11 protein-coding genes are annotated in these 17669 nt (G+C 38.9%); 7 read left to right on the forward strand and 4 right to left on the reverse strand.

Annotation, left to right across the window (positions count from 1 at the left end; translation table 11 throughout):
- The first annotated feature begins 7 nt into the window (after positions 1-7).
- From SFU91_08760 to SFU91_08770, 3 genes are read left to right on the forward strand one after another with little or no spacing between them, the layout of a single operon-like run.
- On the forward strand, positions 8-745 hold the full coding sequence (locus tag SFU91_08760) for a hypothetical protein (GenBank protein MDX2129112.1): 738 nt from the start codon (positions 8-10) through the stop codon (positions 743-745).
- Positions 746-1699 carry a hydroxymethylbilane synthase gene (gene hemC, locus SFU91_08765; GenBank protein MDX2129113.1) on the forward strand — a complete coding sequence of 318 codons (954 nt, stop codon included), beginning with the start codon at positions 746-748 and terminating at the stop codon, positions 1697-1699.
- Complete coding sequence (locus SFU91_08770) at positions 1696-2475, forward strand: uroporphyrinogen-III synthase (GenBank protein MDX2129114.1); 780 nt, start codon at positions 1696-1698, stop codon at positions 2473-2475. The genes hemC and SFU91_08770 overlap by 4 nt, the downstream gene beginning before the upstream one ends.
- Here the strand turns inward: SFU91_08770 and SFU91_08775 are convergent.
- A complete protein-coding gene (locus SFU91_08775) occupies positions 2472-4310 on the reverse strand; it encodes a long-chain fatty acid--CoA ligase (protein ID MDX2129115.1) in 1839 nt (612 codons plus the stop codon). The two genes, SFU91_08770 and SFU91_08775, sit on opposite strands and share 4 nt — an antisense overlap.
- Before the next feature lie 220 nt (positions 4311-4530).
- Here SFU91_08775 and SFU91_08780 point away from each other — a divergent pair, with 220 nt between their 5' ends.
- The 4 genes from SFU91_08780 to SFU91_08795 all read left to right on the forward strand — a co-directional run bounded on the left by SFU91_08780 (position 4531) and on the right by SFU91_08795 (position 9000).
- On the forward strand, positions 4531-5595 hold the full coding sequence (locus SFU91_08780; GenBank protein MDX2129116.1) for a lysylphosphatidylglycerol synthase domain-containing protein: 1065 nt from the start codon (positions 4531-4533) through the stop codon (positions 5593-5595).
- 262 nt (positions 5596-5857) lie between these two features.
- Positions 5858-6928 (forward strand): hypothetical protein, encoded by a 1071-nt coding sequence (locus SFU91_08785; GenBank protein MDX2129117.1) that lies wholly within the window; start codon positions 5858-5860, stop codon positions 6926-6928.
- A gap of 8 nt (positions 6929-6936) precedes the next feature.
- The gene (locus SFU91_08790) at positions 6937-7755 is read left to right on the forward strand and encodes a glycosyltransferase family protein (protein ID MDX2129118.1); all 819 of its coding nucleotides are present in this window, start codon (positions 6937-6939) and stop codon (positions 7753-7755) included.
- A 3-nt stretch (positions 7756-7758) separates the two neighbouring features.
- Complete coding sequence (locus tag SFU91_08795) at positions 7759-9000, forward strand: MFS transporter (protein ID MDX2129119.1); 1242 nt, start codon at positions 7759-7761, stop codon at positions 8998-9000.
- A gap of 304 nt (positions 9001-9304) precedes the next feature.
- Here the strand turns inward: SFU91_08795 and SFU91_08800 are convergent, their stop codons facing one another.
- From SFU91_08800 to SFU91_08810, 3 genes are all read right to left on the reverse strand, one after another.
- Positions 9305-11455 (reverse strand): pitrilysin family protein, encoded by a 2151-nt coding sequence (locus SFU91_08800; GenBank protein MDX2129120.1) that lies wholly within the window; start codon positions 11453-11455, stop codon positions 9305-9307.
- Positions 11456-11508: 53 nt separating this feature from the next.
- Positions 11509-12870, reverse strand: coding sequence for a pitrilysin family protein (locus tag SFU91_08805; protein ID MDX2129121.1), 1362 nt, complete (start codon positions 12868-12870; stop codon positions 11509-11511).
- Positions 12871-13001: 131 nt separating this feature from the next.
- Positions 13002-17600 carry an ATP-binding protein gene (locus SFU91_08810; GenBank protein ID MDX2129122.1) on the reverse strand — a complete coding sequence of 1533 codons (4599 nt, stop codon included), beginning with the start codon at positions 17598-17600 and terminating at the stop codon, positions 13002-13004.
- Between the last annotated feature and the right edge of the window lie 69 nt (positions 17601-17669).

Genomic DNA, 17669 nt, shown 5'->3' on the forward strand with positions numbered 1-17669 from the left:
AATAGAAATGAAAGGTTTAGAAAAGTATTCCTATATCCGATGGGGTGAAATTTATGACGAAGCAAAAAAAATTAGCGATTTAGACTTTAAGCTCTATCGGTCGATCGGCTTGGGTTGCTCAACGATTTCACTTTTTTTCCTCGTCATACCGCTTTCTCTTAAATTTATTTTTGATCGAGAAAGTGACGATTCTATTTATTTCTGGATCGGTGCGGTTTTTCTGCTAATTGGGATTTTTGGCCTTTGGCAAGTCTATCTTTCTAGAAAAAATTTGATTCGGGTGGTACAATGTAAAATTATTGCGAAAGAGGTTTGGAAAGATCGAACGGTCAAAAGCGGTAAACCTACATTATTATTTCGATTTCGAATTGTGAACGAATCTGTAGCGGCGCTATACCCCGATGGTATTTGGAATGAAATAGTACTTTCAGAAAATTCACTCAATACTCCAATTCTGGGCGCAATTTCGGTATCTAAGAAGCTATTCGATACTTATGATTTCCAAGACACTTTGATTTATCTCCTTTCTCCCCAAAATGATTTGATGGCAATCGTTCCAAAAAATTCAGAAAAGGGCATTGATTTTTCTACGAATCTATTTTATCCATTTGAGTTTTTTTCTGAAAATGCAGTAATCACGAATGGTGAAAAAGTATTTCTAACCAAAACAATCTCTTTAGATAGTGATGAAAGTGTTTATCAATTTGAGCTTATCGAGCGATTGGATCAAGAAAAAAAATCGTAAATGAAAAGCCATTTAAAGATTGGAACGCGTTCAAGTCCGCTTGCTTTATGGCAGGCAAACTTTGTAAAGGAAAAGATTGAGGCAAAATTTTCCGAACTCAATGTAGAATTGGTTCATATCAAAACCACCGGAGATAAAATTTTAGATTCGCCGCTTTCGAAAATCGGGGATAAGGGTCTCTTTACTCGCGAAATTGAACATGCCTTAATTCGTAAGGAAATTGACTTGGCCGTTCATAGCTTAAAAGATTTACCGACCTTGACGCCGCCGGGGTTAAAAATTGCTGCAATAACTGAACGAGAAAACACGCAAGATGTGCTCATCGCAAAGAAGCAAATTTTGTTCTCTGAATTACCTAACCGGGCAAAAATTGCGACTGGAAGCCTGAGAAGAAAATCACAATTACTTGCACTTCGACCTGATCTTGAAATTCACGACATTCGTGGAAATCTCAATACACGATTTAAAAAATTTGATGAGTCGGATTTTGATGCAATGATGTTGGCTTATGCAGGTGTTTTTCGTTTGGGATTTCATGAACGAATTAGCTATCGATTTTCAGAAAGTGAATTATTACCCGCGGTTGGTCAGGGAGCTTTAGGAATCGAAACAAGAGAGCAGGACAGTGAAATAGAAGAGATGATTAATCATCTTAACCATCCGCCAACTGAATTTGCAACAAAAGCAGAACGCGCACTCCTTCGCGTTCTTGAAGGTGGATGTCAGATTCCAATTGGTGCGTATGCAGTTTGCGACCGTCATTTGCTTAAAATCAGTGCTTATGTCGGCTCACTAGATGGAAGAAAATCCATTCGTCATTCGATCTCCGGTTCATCATATTCAGTTTTGGATGCAGAAGCATTAGGAATGACGCTGGCAAATGAGCTTTTGAAAAATGGTGCTAGAGAAATCCTAGATGAAATTCGACAGAAACCGGAGAATAACGAGAAATGAAACCGCTCATCATTCTCACAAGACCAATCCTTGATTCCGAATCACTGACAACCAAGCTAAAAAAATTAGATTTCGACGTTATTCAAATCCCTTTTATCGAAATCAGATATAAAAAAGTTGATTTTCAAACGCTCGAATATCTATTGGGAAATTGTTCCTCACTTATTTTTACAAGCGTGAATGCTGTGAGGGGATTGCAAATGAATATTGAGAATAACCCTTCGATTAATCCGCTCCTTAAGAAAAAAGAGATATATACCATAGGTGAAAAAACATTTGATTCGGCAAGGCACTTCGGCGGTGAAATGAAATCACTACCGGCTGCATATCATGCCAAATCGCTGCTTGAACTGATCATCAAAGAAAACGATCGAGATAAGAATTTTCTTTTTATTGCAGGCAATAAGTCAAAGAGAGAGATCCCGAATTGGTTTGGAGAAAATGGAGTAAAATGCACAACATTGGAAATTTATGAGAATTTTTTTTTGAAGGTTTCAGAAAGCCAAAAGTCATTGATTCTTGAATCGATTGTACGCAAAGATGCTTGCGTGATATTTCACAGCCCTTCTGGAGTCAATAGTTTTTGTGAACAGATTGCTAAAAACGATATTAAATGTGCTCTATTTGCAATTGGTGAAACAACGAAGGAAGAAATTCAAAAGTGGAAATTGAAGTGGGGATATGAAAATGAAAAATGGACAGTGATTACACCGTCCATTTCAAATGAAAACGAATTGATAAAGACTGTTCAAGAATTTTTTAATCAAGTGTTTTAATCGGCTTCATAAGCAAGACTTCGGTAGGTTTCTTCAATTTCATTTTTAAATTTTTCCTCAACCACTTTCCTTTTGACTTTCAAAGTTGGTGTCATTTCCCCTTTATCAATCGAAAAGGCTTCTGGAGCTAAAATAAATCGACGAACTTTTTCGTGACTTGCAAGCTCGCGGGAAATTTTTCGAATCAGATCTTCATAGATTTTTTTCGTTGAGTCTAATTTCAAAATTTCCTCATGATCATCGATTTCAAGCCCTTTTTGCTTGAAGTAAGATTTAAGCATATCATAATTCGGAACAATGACTGCTGAAAGAAATGGACGTTTTTCACCAATAACCACCACTTGTTCAACAAAAGGATTTGCACCTAAAAGATTTTCGATTGGAAGAGGTGCAATGTTCTTTCCGCCAGAATTGACGATGATGTGTTTTTTTCGATCAGTGATTTTGAGATAATTATCCGTATCGATTTCACCGATATCTCCGGTATGAAACCAACCGTCTTCATTGATCACTTCCTTGGTCGCTTGGTCATCGCGCCAATACCCTTTCATAATATTTGGACCACGAAGCAAAATTTCTCCATCTTTCGCAATTTGATGTTCAACATTTTTGATTGGTGGGCCTACGGTTCCAAACTTGATATTCGCCGGCCGATTCACATGTGTAACCGGTGAAGTTTCTGTAAGTCCAAAACCTTCTAGAATAATAATTCCTAATGCTTCAAAGAGTTCACCAGTTTCTTTCGGGAGAGCGGCACCGCCGGAAATAAAATATCGGATTTGACCTCCAAAACGGTCACGAAGTTTAGAGAAAACCAATTTATCTGCAATTGCAAATTGAACTTTTAATAATGTCGAGATTTCCTGTTTACGTCGCGCTTTCGCATACATCTGACCGACATTCAACGCCCAATAAAAAATTTTTCTTCGAGATTCCGGCCCGGAATCAACCCCTTTAAAAATTTGAGATTTAATTCGCTCAAAGAGACGCGGAACGGTAATGACAAAAGTGGGTTTAGCTTCCGTCATATTGAGACTAACGGTTTCGATGCTTTCGGCATAATAGATGGTAGCACCAACGCCAAACATCAAGTAATAACCTGCAGTACGTTCATAAGTATGTGAAAGCGGTAAAAATGAAAGGGCAATGTCCTCTTGACCAATGTTAAGCGGGCGGCACATTGAATCATCGCAAGAGCGAACATTTTCGCAAATATTTCTGTGAGTAAGCATGACGCCTTTTGGGTTTCCGGTTGTTCCACTGGTGTACACCAAAGTCGCAAGATCGTCGGGAAAAATTTGAATCCCGCTCAAATAATTCGGATGAGAATTCGCATATTTTTTCCCCTCCTTTTTTGCCGATGAAAACTCGGTAACCGTTTCGTCGGATTGTTCTAAATCGTTAAAAGAAATAACTACTTTAAGTGAAGGAACCTCAGAGCGGATTTTTCGAATCTTATTTAATTGTAAAGAATTTGAGCAAATGACCACTTTTACATCCGCGTTATTTAGAATGTAGGAAATTTGGTTTGGCGGAAGTGAAGGATAAATCGGAACATCAATTGCACCAAGCATTAATGTGGCCATATCAGCAATGACCCACTCTAAACGGTTTTCAGATAATATCGCTATACGATCACTCTTTTCAACACCTACTGAACTGAGGTAGGCGGCAAATTGATGGACTTCGGATTTTAATTCATCATGTGTCACTCCTTGATACCTTCCGTTTACCTTTCGGCAATAGGCAAATTTTTCGGTTCGTCCTGCAAAATGTGAAAAAACGCCTGCAAACATCTCAGGCAAAGTTTTGAAGGTATTGTTTACTAAAGCCATAGCATTGGAAATGTTTAAGTGATCAATATGAAATCAAAAGCAACTCTTAAAATCTTTTAACGGATAAGTATATGATTCAAAATAATTGGGCAAAGTAATCTTAAAGTTGATGCAATTTTCAATAATTTGCAAACAAATGCAATTGTTTCAATTCCTCAATGAACTCGTGAATTATCGAGAGGTACTTTATCCAACCTAAAATTCTCAATCAAAAAAAACCTTGAAAAAAGAGAAATCAATACTATCCAAAACATTCCGATATGCGATTTTCGGACTTGTACTGTTGCTTTTTATCAATCTGATTTCAGAAGCCAATTGGGTGAAAATTATTGAATTGGTGAGAAGTGTTGGTTGGTACGCGTTGTTAATTCCAATTCCTTATTTGGCTACAAGTTTTTTTGATACACTCGGGTGGAAATTTGTCATCGATTCTTTGGGGAATAAAGTGTCACTGTTGAGACTCTTTTCAATTCGACTCTCAACTGAAGCAATGCTCTTGTCCCTGCCAGCCGGAGCACCAATTGCTGAAGGAGCAAAAGCTTATTTGGTTTCAAAAATTTTCAAGCTTCCATTTTCTGAAGCAATGGCTGGCGTGGTCGTAAAAAAATCTTTACTTGGAATTGCTCACTCCTTTTACATCCTTTTCTGTGTGATTGTAGGGTTTCAAGCTGTTGAACTACTTTCTATTTACTTGTTCTCTAACTCCGCCCTTGGGTGGGTTATGATTGGAATGGCCCTCGTGATGTTTGCTTTGTTTACAGGAACTTTATCTATTTCACTTAATGGTGATATTTCCTCGAAGTTGCATCGATTTCTTTCAAAAATTTCGATCAGTGCCATTAGAAATTGGTTACTCGAGGCAGAAAAGAAATTTTTAGAGACAGACAATCATCTTTCAAAATTTAAAGAAGTTCATTGGGCTGAATTGTTTCTCTCTGTCATTTTCTTTTTAATCGGGTGGCTTTTTGAAGCCTTCGAAACCTTGGTTTTACTTTGGCTTCTTGGAGCCGTTTTTGAATGGCAAAATCTTGTTTCTATTGAAGTCACTCTCTCGCTTGTCCGCTCACTTGCGTTTGTGATTCCAGCGGGATTAGGGATTCAAGATTCCGGCTATATCGCTGCGCTTCAATCCTTGAATTTTGAAGATGCCGTTTCGCTTGCCGTTTCTTTTTTGATTTTGAAGCGAGCCAAGGAACTATTTTCGATTTTTTTGGGGTATGGACTGCTGTCACTGATGGGTTTAAACATCAGAGATACGGTTAGTGAGGTTTCAAAGAGCGAGTGAACCGCAAATGGATCATTTTACTTCCAATCCAATGGTTGACATCCTGTGAGAAATTTTTTCTATCTTTGTGGAATTTATGAGTTTCGAAACGCTGTTTAATTTATGACTGAAAGTCATTTCATGTAAAGTTTTTATTAAATCACTTTTGAGGTGTTTTTAGAAAGTGTTATAAGTGTAACTTAATTGTATTTCATTTTTGGAACTCAATCAAACGGATTCCGTATTTGTATCTGAAGTTTTTTTTGAAAACTACTGAGCTAGGATGCCTGAAAAGAAGAAAAAAATTTTTTATGTCTGTGGTTCGATTAATCAAACCACACAGATGCATAAAATATCGAAAGAGCTCCCTGAATTTGAACATTACTTTTCTCCCTATTACGGGAATAAGTTTGAAGAATTTTTAAGGGTAACGGGACTCGGAAATACCACAATCATCGGAGAAAAACTTGTAAACCGATGCCTTTCTTACCTTAATTATCACGACTTAAAGGTGGACTTCGGTGGAAAAAATGCCGATGAATACGATTTAGTCGTTAGTTGTTCAGACCTTGTGGTTCAAAACAACTTAAAGGGTAAAAAGATGATTGTTGTTCAGGAAGGAATGACCGACCCTGAAAACTTTTTTTACCATTTGGTTAAACTATTTCCAATCCTGCCAAGGTGGATAGCAAGTACCTCGACAACGGGAATCAGCGATCAATACAATTATTTTTGCGTAGCGAGTCAAGGCTATGCCGATTTATTTATTCGAAAAGGGGTAAAACCTGAAAAGATAAAAGTAACCGGCATTCCTAATTTCGATGACTGCGCAAAATCACTCAAAAACGACTTCCCACATAAGAATTTTGTATTGGTGTGCACTTCAGACGCGCGAGAAACATTCAAAATTGAAAATCGAAAAGCTTTTATTCAAAAAGCCGTAGATATTGCAAAAGGGCGACAAATCATTTTTAAGCTACACCCGAACGAAAATCGTAAGCGAGCAGAGCGAGAAATTAAAAAGTGGGCACCTGCTGGGACTTTGGTTTTTCAAGGCGGTGTAACCGAAGAGATGATTGCAAACTGTGATGTTCTCCTAACTCGATTTTCTTCCACAGTATATGTTGGAATTGCTTTAGGTAAGGAAGTTTATTCTGATTTTGATTTAACCGATCTCAAGCGCATGACGCCGATTCAGAACGGAGGAACCTCAGCCGCCAATATTGCTACTTATTGCAGAGAGCTTCTTGATAGCGCTGAAGCCCCGGTTTATTCAAGAGCAAAAGTAACAAATTGGGTTAATGCTGATTACGCTCCCGAATTGGTTTTAAATCTTTTTGCATCCAAGCCTTAAGCGAATCAATGTCTATATTGGTTGTCGTTCAGGCAAGAACAGGTTCTTCGCGTCTTCCCAATAAAACTCTTTTTCCGATTCTGGGTGAAAGCATTCTGTGGCGACAGATTGAGCGGATTCAGGCCGCAAAAACACCCTTCGCATTAGTTGTCGCCACAACAATCGAAGAAAAAGACGATCCTATTCGTCAGATTTGCAAAGAGCATCATTTGGAATGTTTTAGTGGTCACCCTACAGACTTGCTGGACCGGCACCTCAAAGCAACCCAATTTTTCGAGCAAATCTCCGGAGTTAAAATCAATACAGTTGTAAAAATTCCTTCAGATTGTCCGCTAATTGACCCTGAGGTAATCGACACTGTCCTTTCATTTTATACTTCTCAACAAGGGAACTATGATTTTGTCAGTAACCTACATCCCGCCACTTACCCGGATGGGAATGATGTTGAGTGTATGCCTTATGATCTTCTTGAATTAGCGGCGAAAGAAGCCTCAAAGCCATATGAGAGAGAACATACAACGCCCTTTTTTTGGGAGCAGCCGGAGCGGTTTCGCATCGGAAATGTTGTTTGGGGAAGCGGGCTGAACTATTCTATGTCTCATCGATTTACCATCGATTACCAAGAGGACTACGATTTTATTAAAGTGGTCTATGAAAAACTTTACAAGCCTGAGTCTCCCATTTTTTCATTATCTGATATTTTAGCGTTGTTGGAAAATGAGCCCGAGATTTATCAAATCAACGCCAAGTATGCCGGAGTGAATTGGTATCGCCATCACATTGGTGAATTAAAAACGGTTTCTGAAAAGGAAACAAAAAAAATCTAAGAAATGCGCCTCCCACAATTCGAAAGGTACAGCGCACTCTTTATTCTCCTCATCGCCTACATCCTCAATTTTACAGATAGAATCCTAATTGCCAGTTTATTCACTCCAATCAAAAATGAATTCCAATTAAACAATTTTGAAATAGCTTTATTGGGTTCAACGGCGTTTGTTTTGTTTTATACGCTGTTAGGACTACCATTTGGTCGGTTAGCTGATAAAGTCAGTAGAAAAAAAATGATTGCAATCGGACTTGCGGTTTGGTGTCTTTTTTCAGGGCTTTCAGGTTCAGCGAATAATTTTTGGCAATTGTTTTTTTGTAGGGTTATGGTTGGTGTCGGAGAAGCGACATTAGGGCCGGCGGCATTATCACTTCTCTCATTTTATTTTCCTAAAGAAAAGCGAGCAAGTGTACAATCAATTTTTTCAGGCGCGATTGCAATTGGTACTTCTGTTGCATTTTTATTTGGCCCACGAATAGAAGCGCAATTTGGTTGGCGAGTTGCCTTTCAATCAATCGGTTATGTAGGGTTGATTTGGGTCCCTTTTATTTTAATGTTGAAAGAAAATACGGTTGCCGAAAAGGAGAAATCAATCAAAAGGGAATTGAAGATTCGAGAGGAAATCGACCTCATCTTATCATTACCTAAAAAACATCCGTCACTTTTATGGCACAATTTCGGATATGCACTTTTAGGGGGTGTAGCCAATTCATTAACAATATGGATGCCCGTTTACCTATCGGCACGCTTTGAAATAGCAAGGGTTGAATTAGGGGCGTTAATTTCAGTTTCAATCGCGACTGTCGGGCTACTTGGAACTGTTGTTGGTGGAATATTAGCGGATAAAGTTGCCCGAAAACGCAAACAGGGAAGGCTCCTTACGATGGCGTTGATTGCATTACTTATGATACCCCTCTATTCTTTTATTCTTTTCTCTAATTCTCTGGAAGCCGTAAAGCCCGCCTATTTTACTCTTCTTGGGTTATCGCTGACTTGGCTTGGGGCGGCAACTGCTGATGTTCACGAGATTGTTCATGAAGGGGAACGAGGTGCGGCCATTGGGCTTTACTACTTTATTGTGAATTGGATTTGCTACGGACTAATTCCACCGCTGATAGGATTTATTAGCGATAAACTTGGACAGAATATTGGCAGCGAATCGCTTCAAAGTGCTTTATTCATCGGGCCTTTATTACTTTGCTTATCAGCGGGATCTCTGCTTTATGCAAAGTTTTTGAGAGATTAGTTATTTACAATCCAATCTTCAAATTGAAATTTCAATTCAAACTGTAACTCCAAAAAAAGCTATAAAAGAAGGTTGAGAGCGATAAAGAAAGCAATCAAACTAATTGTCCAAACTACCCTTCGACTGAGATATTTTTGAAACAGTAAACTGCGGTACATAAATCAATTCTTTTGATTTAGAAACTTATTATAGTTGGTACGGCTGTTGGGAAGAAAAGGTTTAAAATTATTCAAAATCAAAAGCCCACTTTTAGTGGGCTTTTGATTTGAAATGAATGCATAGAAGTTATAAATGAGAGACGAGATTATTTCTTTTCGAAGATATCGTCTTTCAATGTTGGATTAATAGTATAGCTTTCAACAGTGGAAGTAATCACCAAAGTGAATTGCCCCTGAGGGACCGTTCGAACAAGTTTATAGGGTAATAAAATCGTACCGTCCTTTTTGTTTTTTGAAACTTGAACAGGGCGATAGTCGGAGTATTGAAGTTTTGCTTCAACTTCTGTTCCTTGAGGAGTTGATTGTTTAGTTATTTGCTCAATTAACATAAATGAGTTTCCGTCGAAGACCAACTGATCAACTTTTCCTGAAGGATAGATTAATTCTGTATGATAGTTCATTCCTTCTCCTGTTGGTTTCATGCCCAATACTTTCAGAGAAACGCCATTTTCTTTTAATCGAAAAAGCACATTGAAAATGGAAGACTCTAATCGTTCAGTAAGTTCTTTTCCAGATAACTCATTGGAGCCTCTAGGCGAAACATCAACGGCCCTCTTCCCATTAACATAAATCTCTTGTGAAATGACCGGTGTTATGAGTTTGGTGTAAGATTTATTTGGAGATTTCTCCTTCATTTCAAGTGTGCCATCCAGTGAACGTCCCGGAAACTCAATGGTTACTTTTCCTTTCATTTCACGACTATTCATTTTCTTAAGCGATGCAACGCCTCCTAAAGCCTTAAAATGATTTTCTAAAAGGGCTTCGGAAGAAAGTGCAGGTGGAAGTAAATCAGACAAGGGTTCAAAGTCGGTATTGTAAACGGTGACTTTGCCAAATTTTTCAAGTTTCGATTTAATTTCTTTTGCATCTCCTACAACTGTGATGTAAACATTTTTTGCGCTCAAATATTTTTGAGCAAGCTCTAGAACGCGCTCTGAAGTAAGGGATGAAACCTTTTTCACGTAGGTTTTATAGTAATCTTTTGAAATGCCAAAAACGGTGATGTCTTGAGCGCGAACAAGCGTTCTTTCAGGGTTTTCAAGGCTTAGTAAGTAATTCCCACTTAAATATTCTTGCTGTAATACAAGTTCGTTTTGAGGGACAGGTTCTGTGCGAATCCGTTTAATTTCGCTGAGAATTTCGGTGATTGCTGAATCGGTGACCACATTTCGAACCTCAGCTGTTGCAGAAAAAAATCCACCTTGACGGTAGTAATTTCCATTGGTATAAGCACCGTATGTCCACCCGTGTTTTTCACGAAGATTTTGAAATAAACGACCAGAGAACCCGCCGCCCAAAATTGATGAAACCAGAGAAAACTCGGCGAGCTCGGGATTTCGCCGAGCAGAGGCCGGCATCACAACAGAAACACTCGACTGCACAGCACCGGGTAAATCAACCAAGTGAACCGAGATTCCATCGGGAATTGGAAATTCATTGGCAACTTCAGGGGCAGGTTCGCCAGCTTTCCAAGATCCAAATTGTTTTTCAAGTAAAGGAAGCATTTCGGAAGCTTTAAAGTCTCCAACTACGGCCAGCGATGCATTAGAAGCATTAAAGAAACGCGCATAATAGGTCTGAACATCCTTTTGTGAGATTGAGCTAATGCTGGCTTCGTCATCAAAATTTGCGTAAGGGTGTTTGCCAAACGCAACTTGTGTTGATAAAATGGATGCTAAAGCTCCCGGCGTTCGTCGACGTGTTTGAACCCCCGAAACGGCTTGACGCTTGAATTTTTCGAGTTCATCTTCGGGAAAAGTAGGATTAAAAAGGGCATCCGTGAAAATATCAAAGAGCTTGTCTTGGTGGCGGGAAAGGCCGGAAATATTTACGAAAACGGCATCATCGCTTGAGCCTGCACCAAATGATGCACCAATGTAATCGCCTTCCTTAGCAAATTGAAGCGCGGTTCGTTTTTGTGAACCTTTACCTAATAAAGTTGAAACAGCATCAGCAAGCCCAGATTTATCGCCATCAAAGGAAGAACCGCCACGAATCACCATACGCATCGTAAGAGTAGGCTTTTGATTGCTTTCAATCAAGAAAACGCGAAGCCCGTTTGAAAGGGTGGTATCAAGGAATTCAGGAAATGAGACTTGCGGCGCGGCGTCCGGAAGAGGAGGTTTTGAGCGGTCAATTGAAGCGGTAGAGACTGCGGTTTGATTGGCTCCGCAAGAACTTAACGCGGTAACAATCGCAATTGCAATTGATGTAAAAAAGAAATTTTTCAGTTTCATATTTATCGATTTACAAGTCAAAATTGAAAAAAAATCAGTTTGAATTCAGTGGATTAGTCTCGCTTCTTAACCGTGTAGTGAATGAGATTTCTACTTTCTTTATTGAAATACTTTTTGGCTACGCGTTGAATATCTTCGCGAGTGACCTTCATGTATTCATCGACTTCAGTATTAATCAGATTTGTATTGCCATAAAAAACATAATAGTTGGCGAGCTCGCGGGCACGACTTTGAACAGTCCCAAATGAAGAAGCATATTGAGATTCAATTTGATTGCGAACTTTTTGAAACTCCTCTTCCGTAATTCCTTCTCCGGCAATTTTTTCTAATTCAAGTGAAATGAGTGAATCCAATGTTTCTACATTGACACCGCTATTGCCAACAGCAAACACACCATTCATTCCTGCATCTTCAAGAAAAAAAGGAAAAGCTTGGACTTGAACAGCAACTTGCGTGTTTTGAACCAAAGTTTGGTTTAGCCTTGAGCTATTGCCTGAACTGAGAACATTGGAAAGCATTTCGAGTGCTTTTGCATCGGGGTGTGTTTGCGCGACAGACTTCCACCCGTGAAGAGTTGCCGGAAGCGGTGTATTATCCTTTTCTACCCTTAACTCTTTTGGTGAGAATTGCATTGGAACAATAACCTTAGGCCTTTCAACCGGTTTTCCTTTTGGAATCGATCCAAAGTATTCTATTATAACTTTTTTCGCCTCTTCAATATCAATATCTCCGGCTAAACAAAGGGTGGCATTGTTAGGAACATAATAGGCGCGGTAGAAGTCGCGAAACTCGTCAATCGTAGCCTTATCAATGTATTGAAAGGAGCCAATGGGTGTCCAAGAATATGAAGAAGAATCTAATACGGTAGAAAAAATGGTTTCAAAAAGAGTTCCATATGGGCGATTATCGACGCGCAAACGGCGCTCTTCTTTAACCACTTCGCGTTGGGTTTCAACACCACCGGAATCAATTTTCGCGTGAAGCATCCGTTCGGATTCAATCCATAAGGCAAGTTTCCACTGATTTTTTGGCAGATTAATGTAGTAATCGGTTAAGTCGAAAGATGTTGAGGCATTGAGATTTCCCCCGGCACCAGAAATGAGTTTGTCTATTTGCCCTCGACGTATGTTTTCAGAGCCTTCGAACATCAAGTGCTCAAAAAAATGGGCAAATCCGGTTCTGTCATTCTTTTCATTTTTGCTTCCAACATGATATAGAACATAAGAAGACACAACGGGTGCTGCTTTATCTTGATGTAATATGACATGTAACCCGTTTGGAAGATCATATTCAACAAATTGAATTTTATTTTTTCCTTTTTTAGGTTGGTCATCATTGGCCAATAAATCCAAAGGGAATGCGATGAACATCAGCGTAAATAACGCCGCAATAAAAAATGAAAGCTTCCGAACCATAACTGAAATGAATTAATTAAAAAAAGATAAGCTCATAAAATTTAATACAATAAAGATAACCCCTAAGCGAATCCTTTAACGGGCGTGAGAATCTAAAACACTATTTTTTACAATCAATTATCTCTTTTATTCTACTTTTCCGACATCATATCTGCACCTACCCAATCCTCCGGAGTTCCTGATTCAATAAAGTAATTGCATCGAGAGATATACAATTTTGCAGCTTTATCCTCTTTATTAAGGGTTGAAATTTCTTGAAAGAGCTTCAAAGAAAGATCAAACCGGGCATTGTAATAATGGTCTAAGGCTTCAAAGAATCGTTCTTTTGTGGAGAGTTTATGGTCAAAAAGTTTGGGATAATCTTCATCAAAGATTTCATATATACTGACGGCTTCTTTTTTGCCTTTTACTTGAACCTTCCCAAGGGCTCGAATTGAATAATCATTTTGATTCTTCAGCTTAAAATAAGTTTTATCACTAATGAGAATGGTTGCGCCATAGATTTTCGTAAGCCCTTCCATTCTTGACGCAAGATTGACCGCATCTGCAATGACAGTGCCTTCCATTCTTTCGGATTCTCCGACAGTTCCTAACATCAAATTTCCCGTATGTAACCCAAGTCCAATTTCAATTGCAGGATACTTATTGTTTTCACGGTGTTGATTGTAAATTTTTAATTCGCGGCGCATCTCAATTGTCGCTTTTACTGCGTCATCGGCATCAAGCGGGAATAGGGCCATAATCGCATCGCCAATGTATTTATCAATGAAACCGTTATTCTTACGAATCATAGGCCCCATTCTTCTTAAATAGGAATTGATAAAATTAAAGTTCTCGACCGGAGTCATTTTTTCAGAGAGAGATGTGAATGAACGGATATCAGAAAAAAGAATGGTCATTTCTCGTTGAACTTGATCACCTAGTTTAACATCAACAATACTTTCTCGTTCTAAAAAGCGAAGGAACTCATGAGGGACAAACCGTCCATACGCAAGGGTGATTTTTGAAAGTGAGATATGAGTTCGGATTCTAGAGAACAATTCTTTTTTGGTGAAAGGCTTTGTCAGGTAATCGTTTGCGCCGACATTGAAACCTTCGACTAAATCGTCAACTTGATTTTTTGCAGTGAGTAATATAACCGGAAGTTCAATGGCAGGATATTTCTCTCTAAGCCTTCTACAAACTTCATAGCCCGACATCTTTGGCATCATGATGTCAAGTAAGATAACATCAAACCGTTCTGACTCATCAATGATCTTTAAGGCTTCAACGCCATTTACGGCTTGTGAGACAGAATAATTATTAAGTCTTAATTGATTCGCAAGCACTTGAACATTAACAGGTTCATCATCCACAACCAAAACTCTAAACTGACGCGAATCAACTTCACCTGTTTTGAGAATCTCGATTTCATTTGCAGCACGAGAAATCTCTTCGAGCTCAGGCTCCCCGGCAGAAACTTGACTAACTTTTGAAACCAACTCGGCCGAAAGATTAATTTTTTCTGCAACTTCAACCGATTTTGGCAATGAGATTGTAAAAATGGAGCCTTTATTGACTTCAGATTCAAACCAAATCGATCCTCCGTGAAGCTCGATTAACTTCTTGGAAATTGAAAGTCCAAGGCCTGTTCCTCCATACTGACGCGTAGAAGAAGCGTCTCCTTGTTCAAAAGATTGAAAGATTTTACCATAGTTTTCGGGAGCAATGCCGATACCGGTATCGAGAATCGAAAATTCAAGCATGTCGCCTTTTTCTTTGGCAGTTACTTTTACTTCACCGCTTTCAGTGAACTTGATGGCATTGCCAATCACATTGAGCAATATTTGTTGAATTCGATTTTCATCTCCTTGCACAGAAGGGAAATCATCCGGAATTTCATTTTTAGTTACAATTGGTTTCCCTTGAATTAAAGGGCGAAGCAAAGCATAAGCAATTTCTACAATCTGCCGCATATCAACCGGCTTTTGTAGCAATTCAATATTCTGATTTTTGAGTTTTGAAAAATCAAGAATATCATTAACCAAGTTTGCCAATCGTTTTCCGCTGAAAGTAATCATCGTCAGGTTCTTCTTGGTCTCTTCGCGAAGGGGGCCTGTAGCCCCATCAATGAGTGATTCCGAAATTCCGATTATTCCATTCAGCGGCGTTCGAAGTTCATGAGAAGTATTGGCTAAGAATTCATCTTTAAGTTTATCGAGCTGTTGCAAGCGATCATTGATAATGCGCTGAGCTTCAATCTCTTTAGCTTGAGCTTCAAGTTTTTTTCGGTCGCGTAGGGCTTTAAGGATAAAAATGCCAAGAATACTTCCAACACCAAACAGCACATAAAGCGTGTATGCCCACCAAGTTTTCCACGGCGGAGGAATAACATGAATTGATATGACAAACGGGGTATTGTTCCAAATTCCATCTCCGTTAGAGCCTTTGACCATAAAGCGATAGTTCCCACCGTCAAGGTTGGTGTAAGAAGCAACGCGTTGTGAACCGGAGTAAACCCAATCATTATCGAATCCTTCGAGTTTATATGCGTATTGATTTTTTTCCGGAGATACAAAATCAAGAGAAGCGAATTCAAAAGAAAAAAAGCTATCCAAATATGAGAGTGTGATATCAGCACCATTTTGGAGGTTATCATTTTCAATTTTACCAAAACGCTTAAAGGCAGTAATCACAACAGGAGGCGTATAACGATGTGTAAAGGTTTCAGGGTCAAAGGCTGTTATGCCACGGCCAGCACCGAAATAGAATGTGCCTGATTTGCCGACATGATATGCCCCAAAATTGAAATTGTTACTCGCTAAACCGTCTGACACATCATAGGTAATAAAGGTATTGCCACTTGGCATATACTTTGAAATTCCTTTTGGAGTAGAAATCCAGAGCGAGGAATCTCGCGAAAATAAGAGCCCGAAACATGTATTATCGGCGAGTCCGTCAATATCAAAAAAGCCAATTTGTTGCGATGTTGTTGGTTCTAAGCGATACAATCCGTATGAAGTACCAATCCATAATTTGTTATTGAAATCTTGACTCAAAGAAAGAATTTTATCGCTCTTTGATTGAATGCGTTCAAACTTTCCAGACTCATCAATCATTTTACATAACCCTGAACCGGTACCAACCCAAATGGTGTGAGCATTATCTTCAAAGAGAGTCAGGATTTCGTTATCAGGAAGTGTTTGAGTGTCAGATGATTTTGAAGTAAATGTTTCGAAAGAATTTGTTTGAGGGTTGAATTTCGAGAGACCCGAAGCAGTTCCCACCCAAAGTGTTCCTTTGCTTGATAACAAAAAGGAAGAGATATAGTTATCGGGTAACGGGCCTCCAGTTTCAAGATCATTTTGAAATGAACCCCATTTCTTGGTTTGAGGGTCATAGATACTGATACCTGCATCAGTTCCAAGCCATAAACGTCCATCGGTTGTTTTAGTAATTGCATTAACAGTATTCGAAAGCAATTCTCCGGATTTAAAGAAAAAGCGCCGGTCCGATTCTTTCCCACTTAAATCATGTCTTAAAAGCCCATTATTTGTACCAACCCAAAGAACAGAGCCATCTTCATAAATGGCATTTACATAACTTCCTCCCAAGGAGGCATCTTGTTTTAGGTCCTTTAAATCAAAAATTTTGAACGGAGATTTTTGTGTTTGAAGCAAATTTAACCCCCCTGAAGCCGTGCCAATCCAAAGTGTTCCGGCATAGTCATGAGAGAGCGATGTGATTTCGTTATCAGAGATTGATGCTTTGCGTTTCACGTCTGGCAATAAAACGGTCATTTTGCTTTGATCTTGAGAGAGAAGATGAAGTCCATCGGAAGTTCCGATAAACAAGATTCCTTTAAATAAACCGGTTCTGTTAAGTGAAAGTGATTTCACATAGCTTGTTCTCAAGCCAAGCGACGACTTTGGTGCATAATCGAAATGTTTGAGCGGTTTTTCTTCATTCAAAGAAATTTGGTACAACCCACTTTTTCTTGTTCCAACCCACAAGAGATCCTCAGGCGATTCTAATGAAGATTCAATAGAAAGAATGGCATCACCGGAAATCATTTTTTTCCCTTCGTAAATCTCTTTTTCAATCGTGAGGGATTGACCATCAAGCACAAGAAGTTTCGCTCCCGCATTGGATTCACCACCAATAACCAATCGCTCTGCGGGTAACTCCTTAAACGCTCTAGTACTGAATTCAAAGGGCAGTTCGAATTTTTCAAACTGATTGTTAGAAGGATTAAATGAATAAAGACCAAGACTTGTCCCTACCCAAATTTTCCCGCTTTGAGTAATGTGTAAACCTTGAATAAATCCATTTAACCCTTTCTCTGAAGTCAATTCAACTTCCTCTGTTTGTGAGTAATATCGGACTGCTTTACCCGTTATTGGGTTAAAGAGCGAAACCGCCTCATCGGTGGCAATCCAAAGCTCAGTGGAAGATTTTTCAATAAGAAAGAGGATGTCATTTGAAGGTAAAGAGGTGGAATCAAGTGGATTGTTGCGATAAAAATAGGTTTGATATCCATTGTAGCGAGCAAGCCCTTCAGAAGTTGCTACCCACAACAAACCTGTTTTTGAATGAAGCGTTTTATTAATTCTACTTTGCGATTCACCTCGTTCTAATAGAAGCCGCTTGAAATTAATTTTTTCGTCAAGTGGAGTTTGTGAGCGAAGGAATGAGAAAAAAGAGGGTAAAATTAAAATGAAAAGAAGGCTTTTCAACAGAAGGTTTAGCATGTGCCGTGAAATTTGGCTTATTAGGAAATGGATTAAGTTCTGGTCTTCAAGATAGAGAATCATAACGGG

The organism is Chloroherpetonaceae bacterium (assembly GCA_033763895.1).
Taxonomy (GTDB): domain Bacteria; phylum Bacteroidota; class Chlorobiia; order Chlorobiales; family Thermochlorobacteraceae; genus JANRJQ01.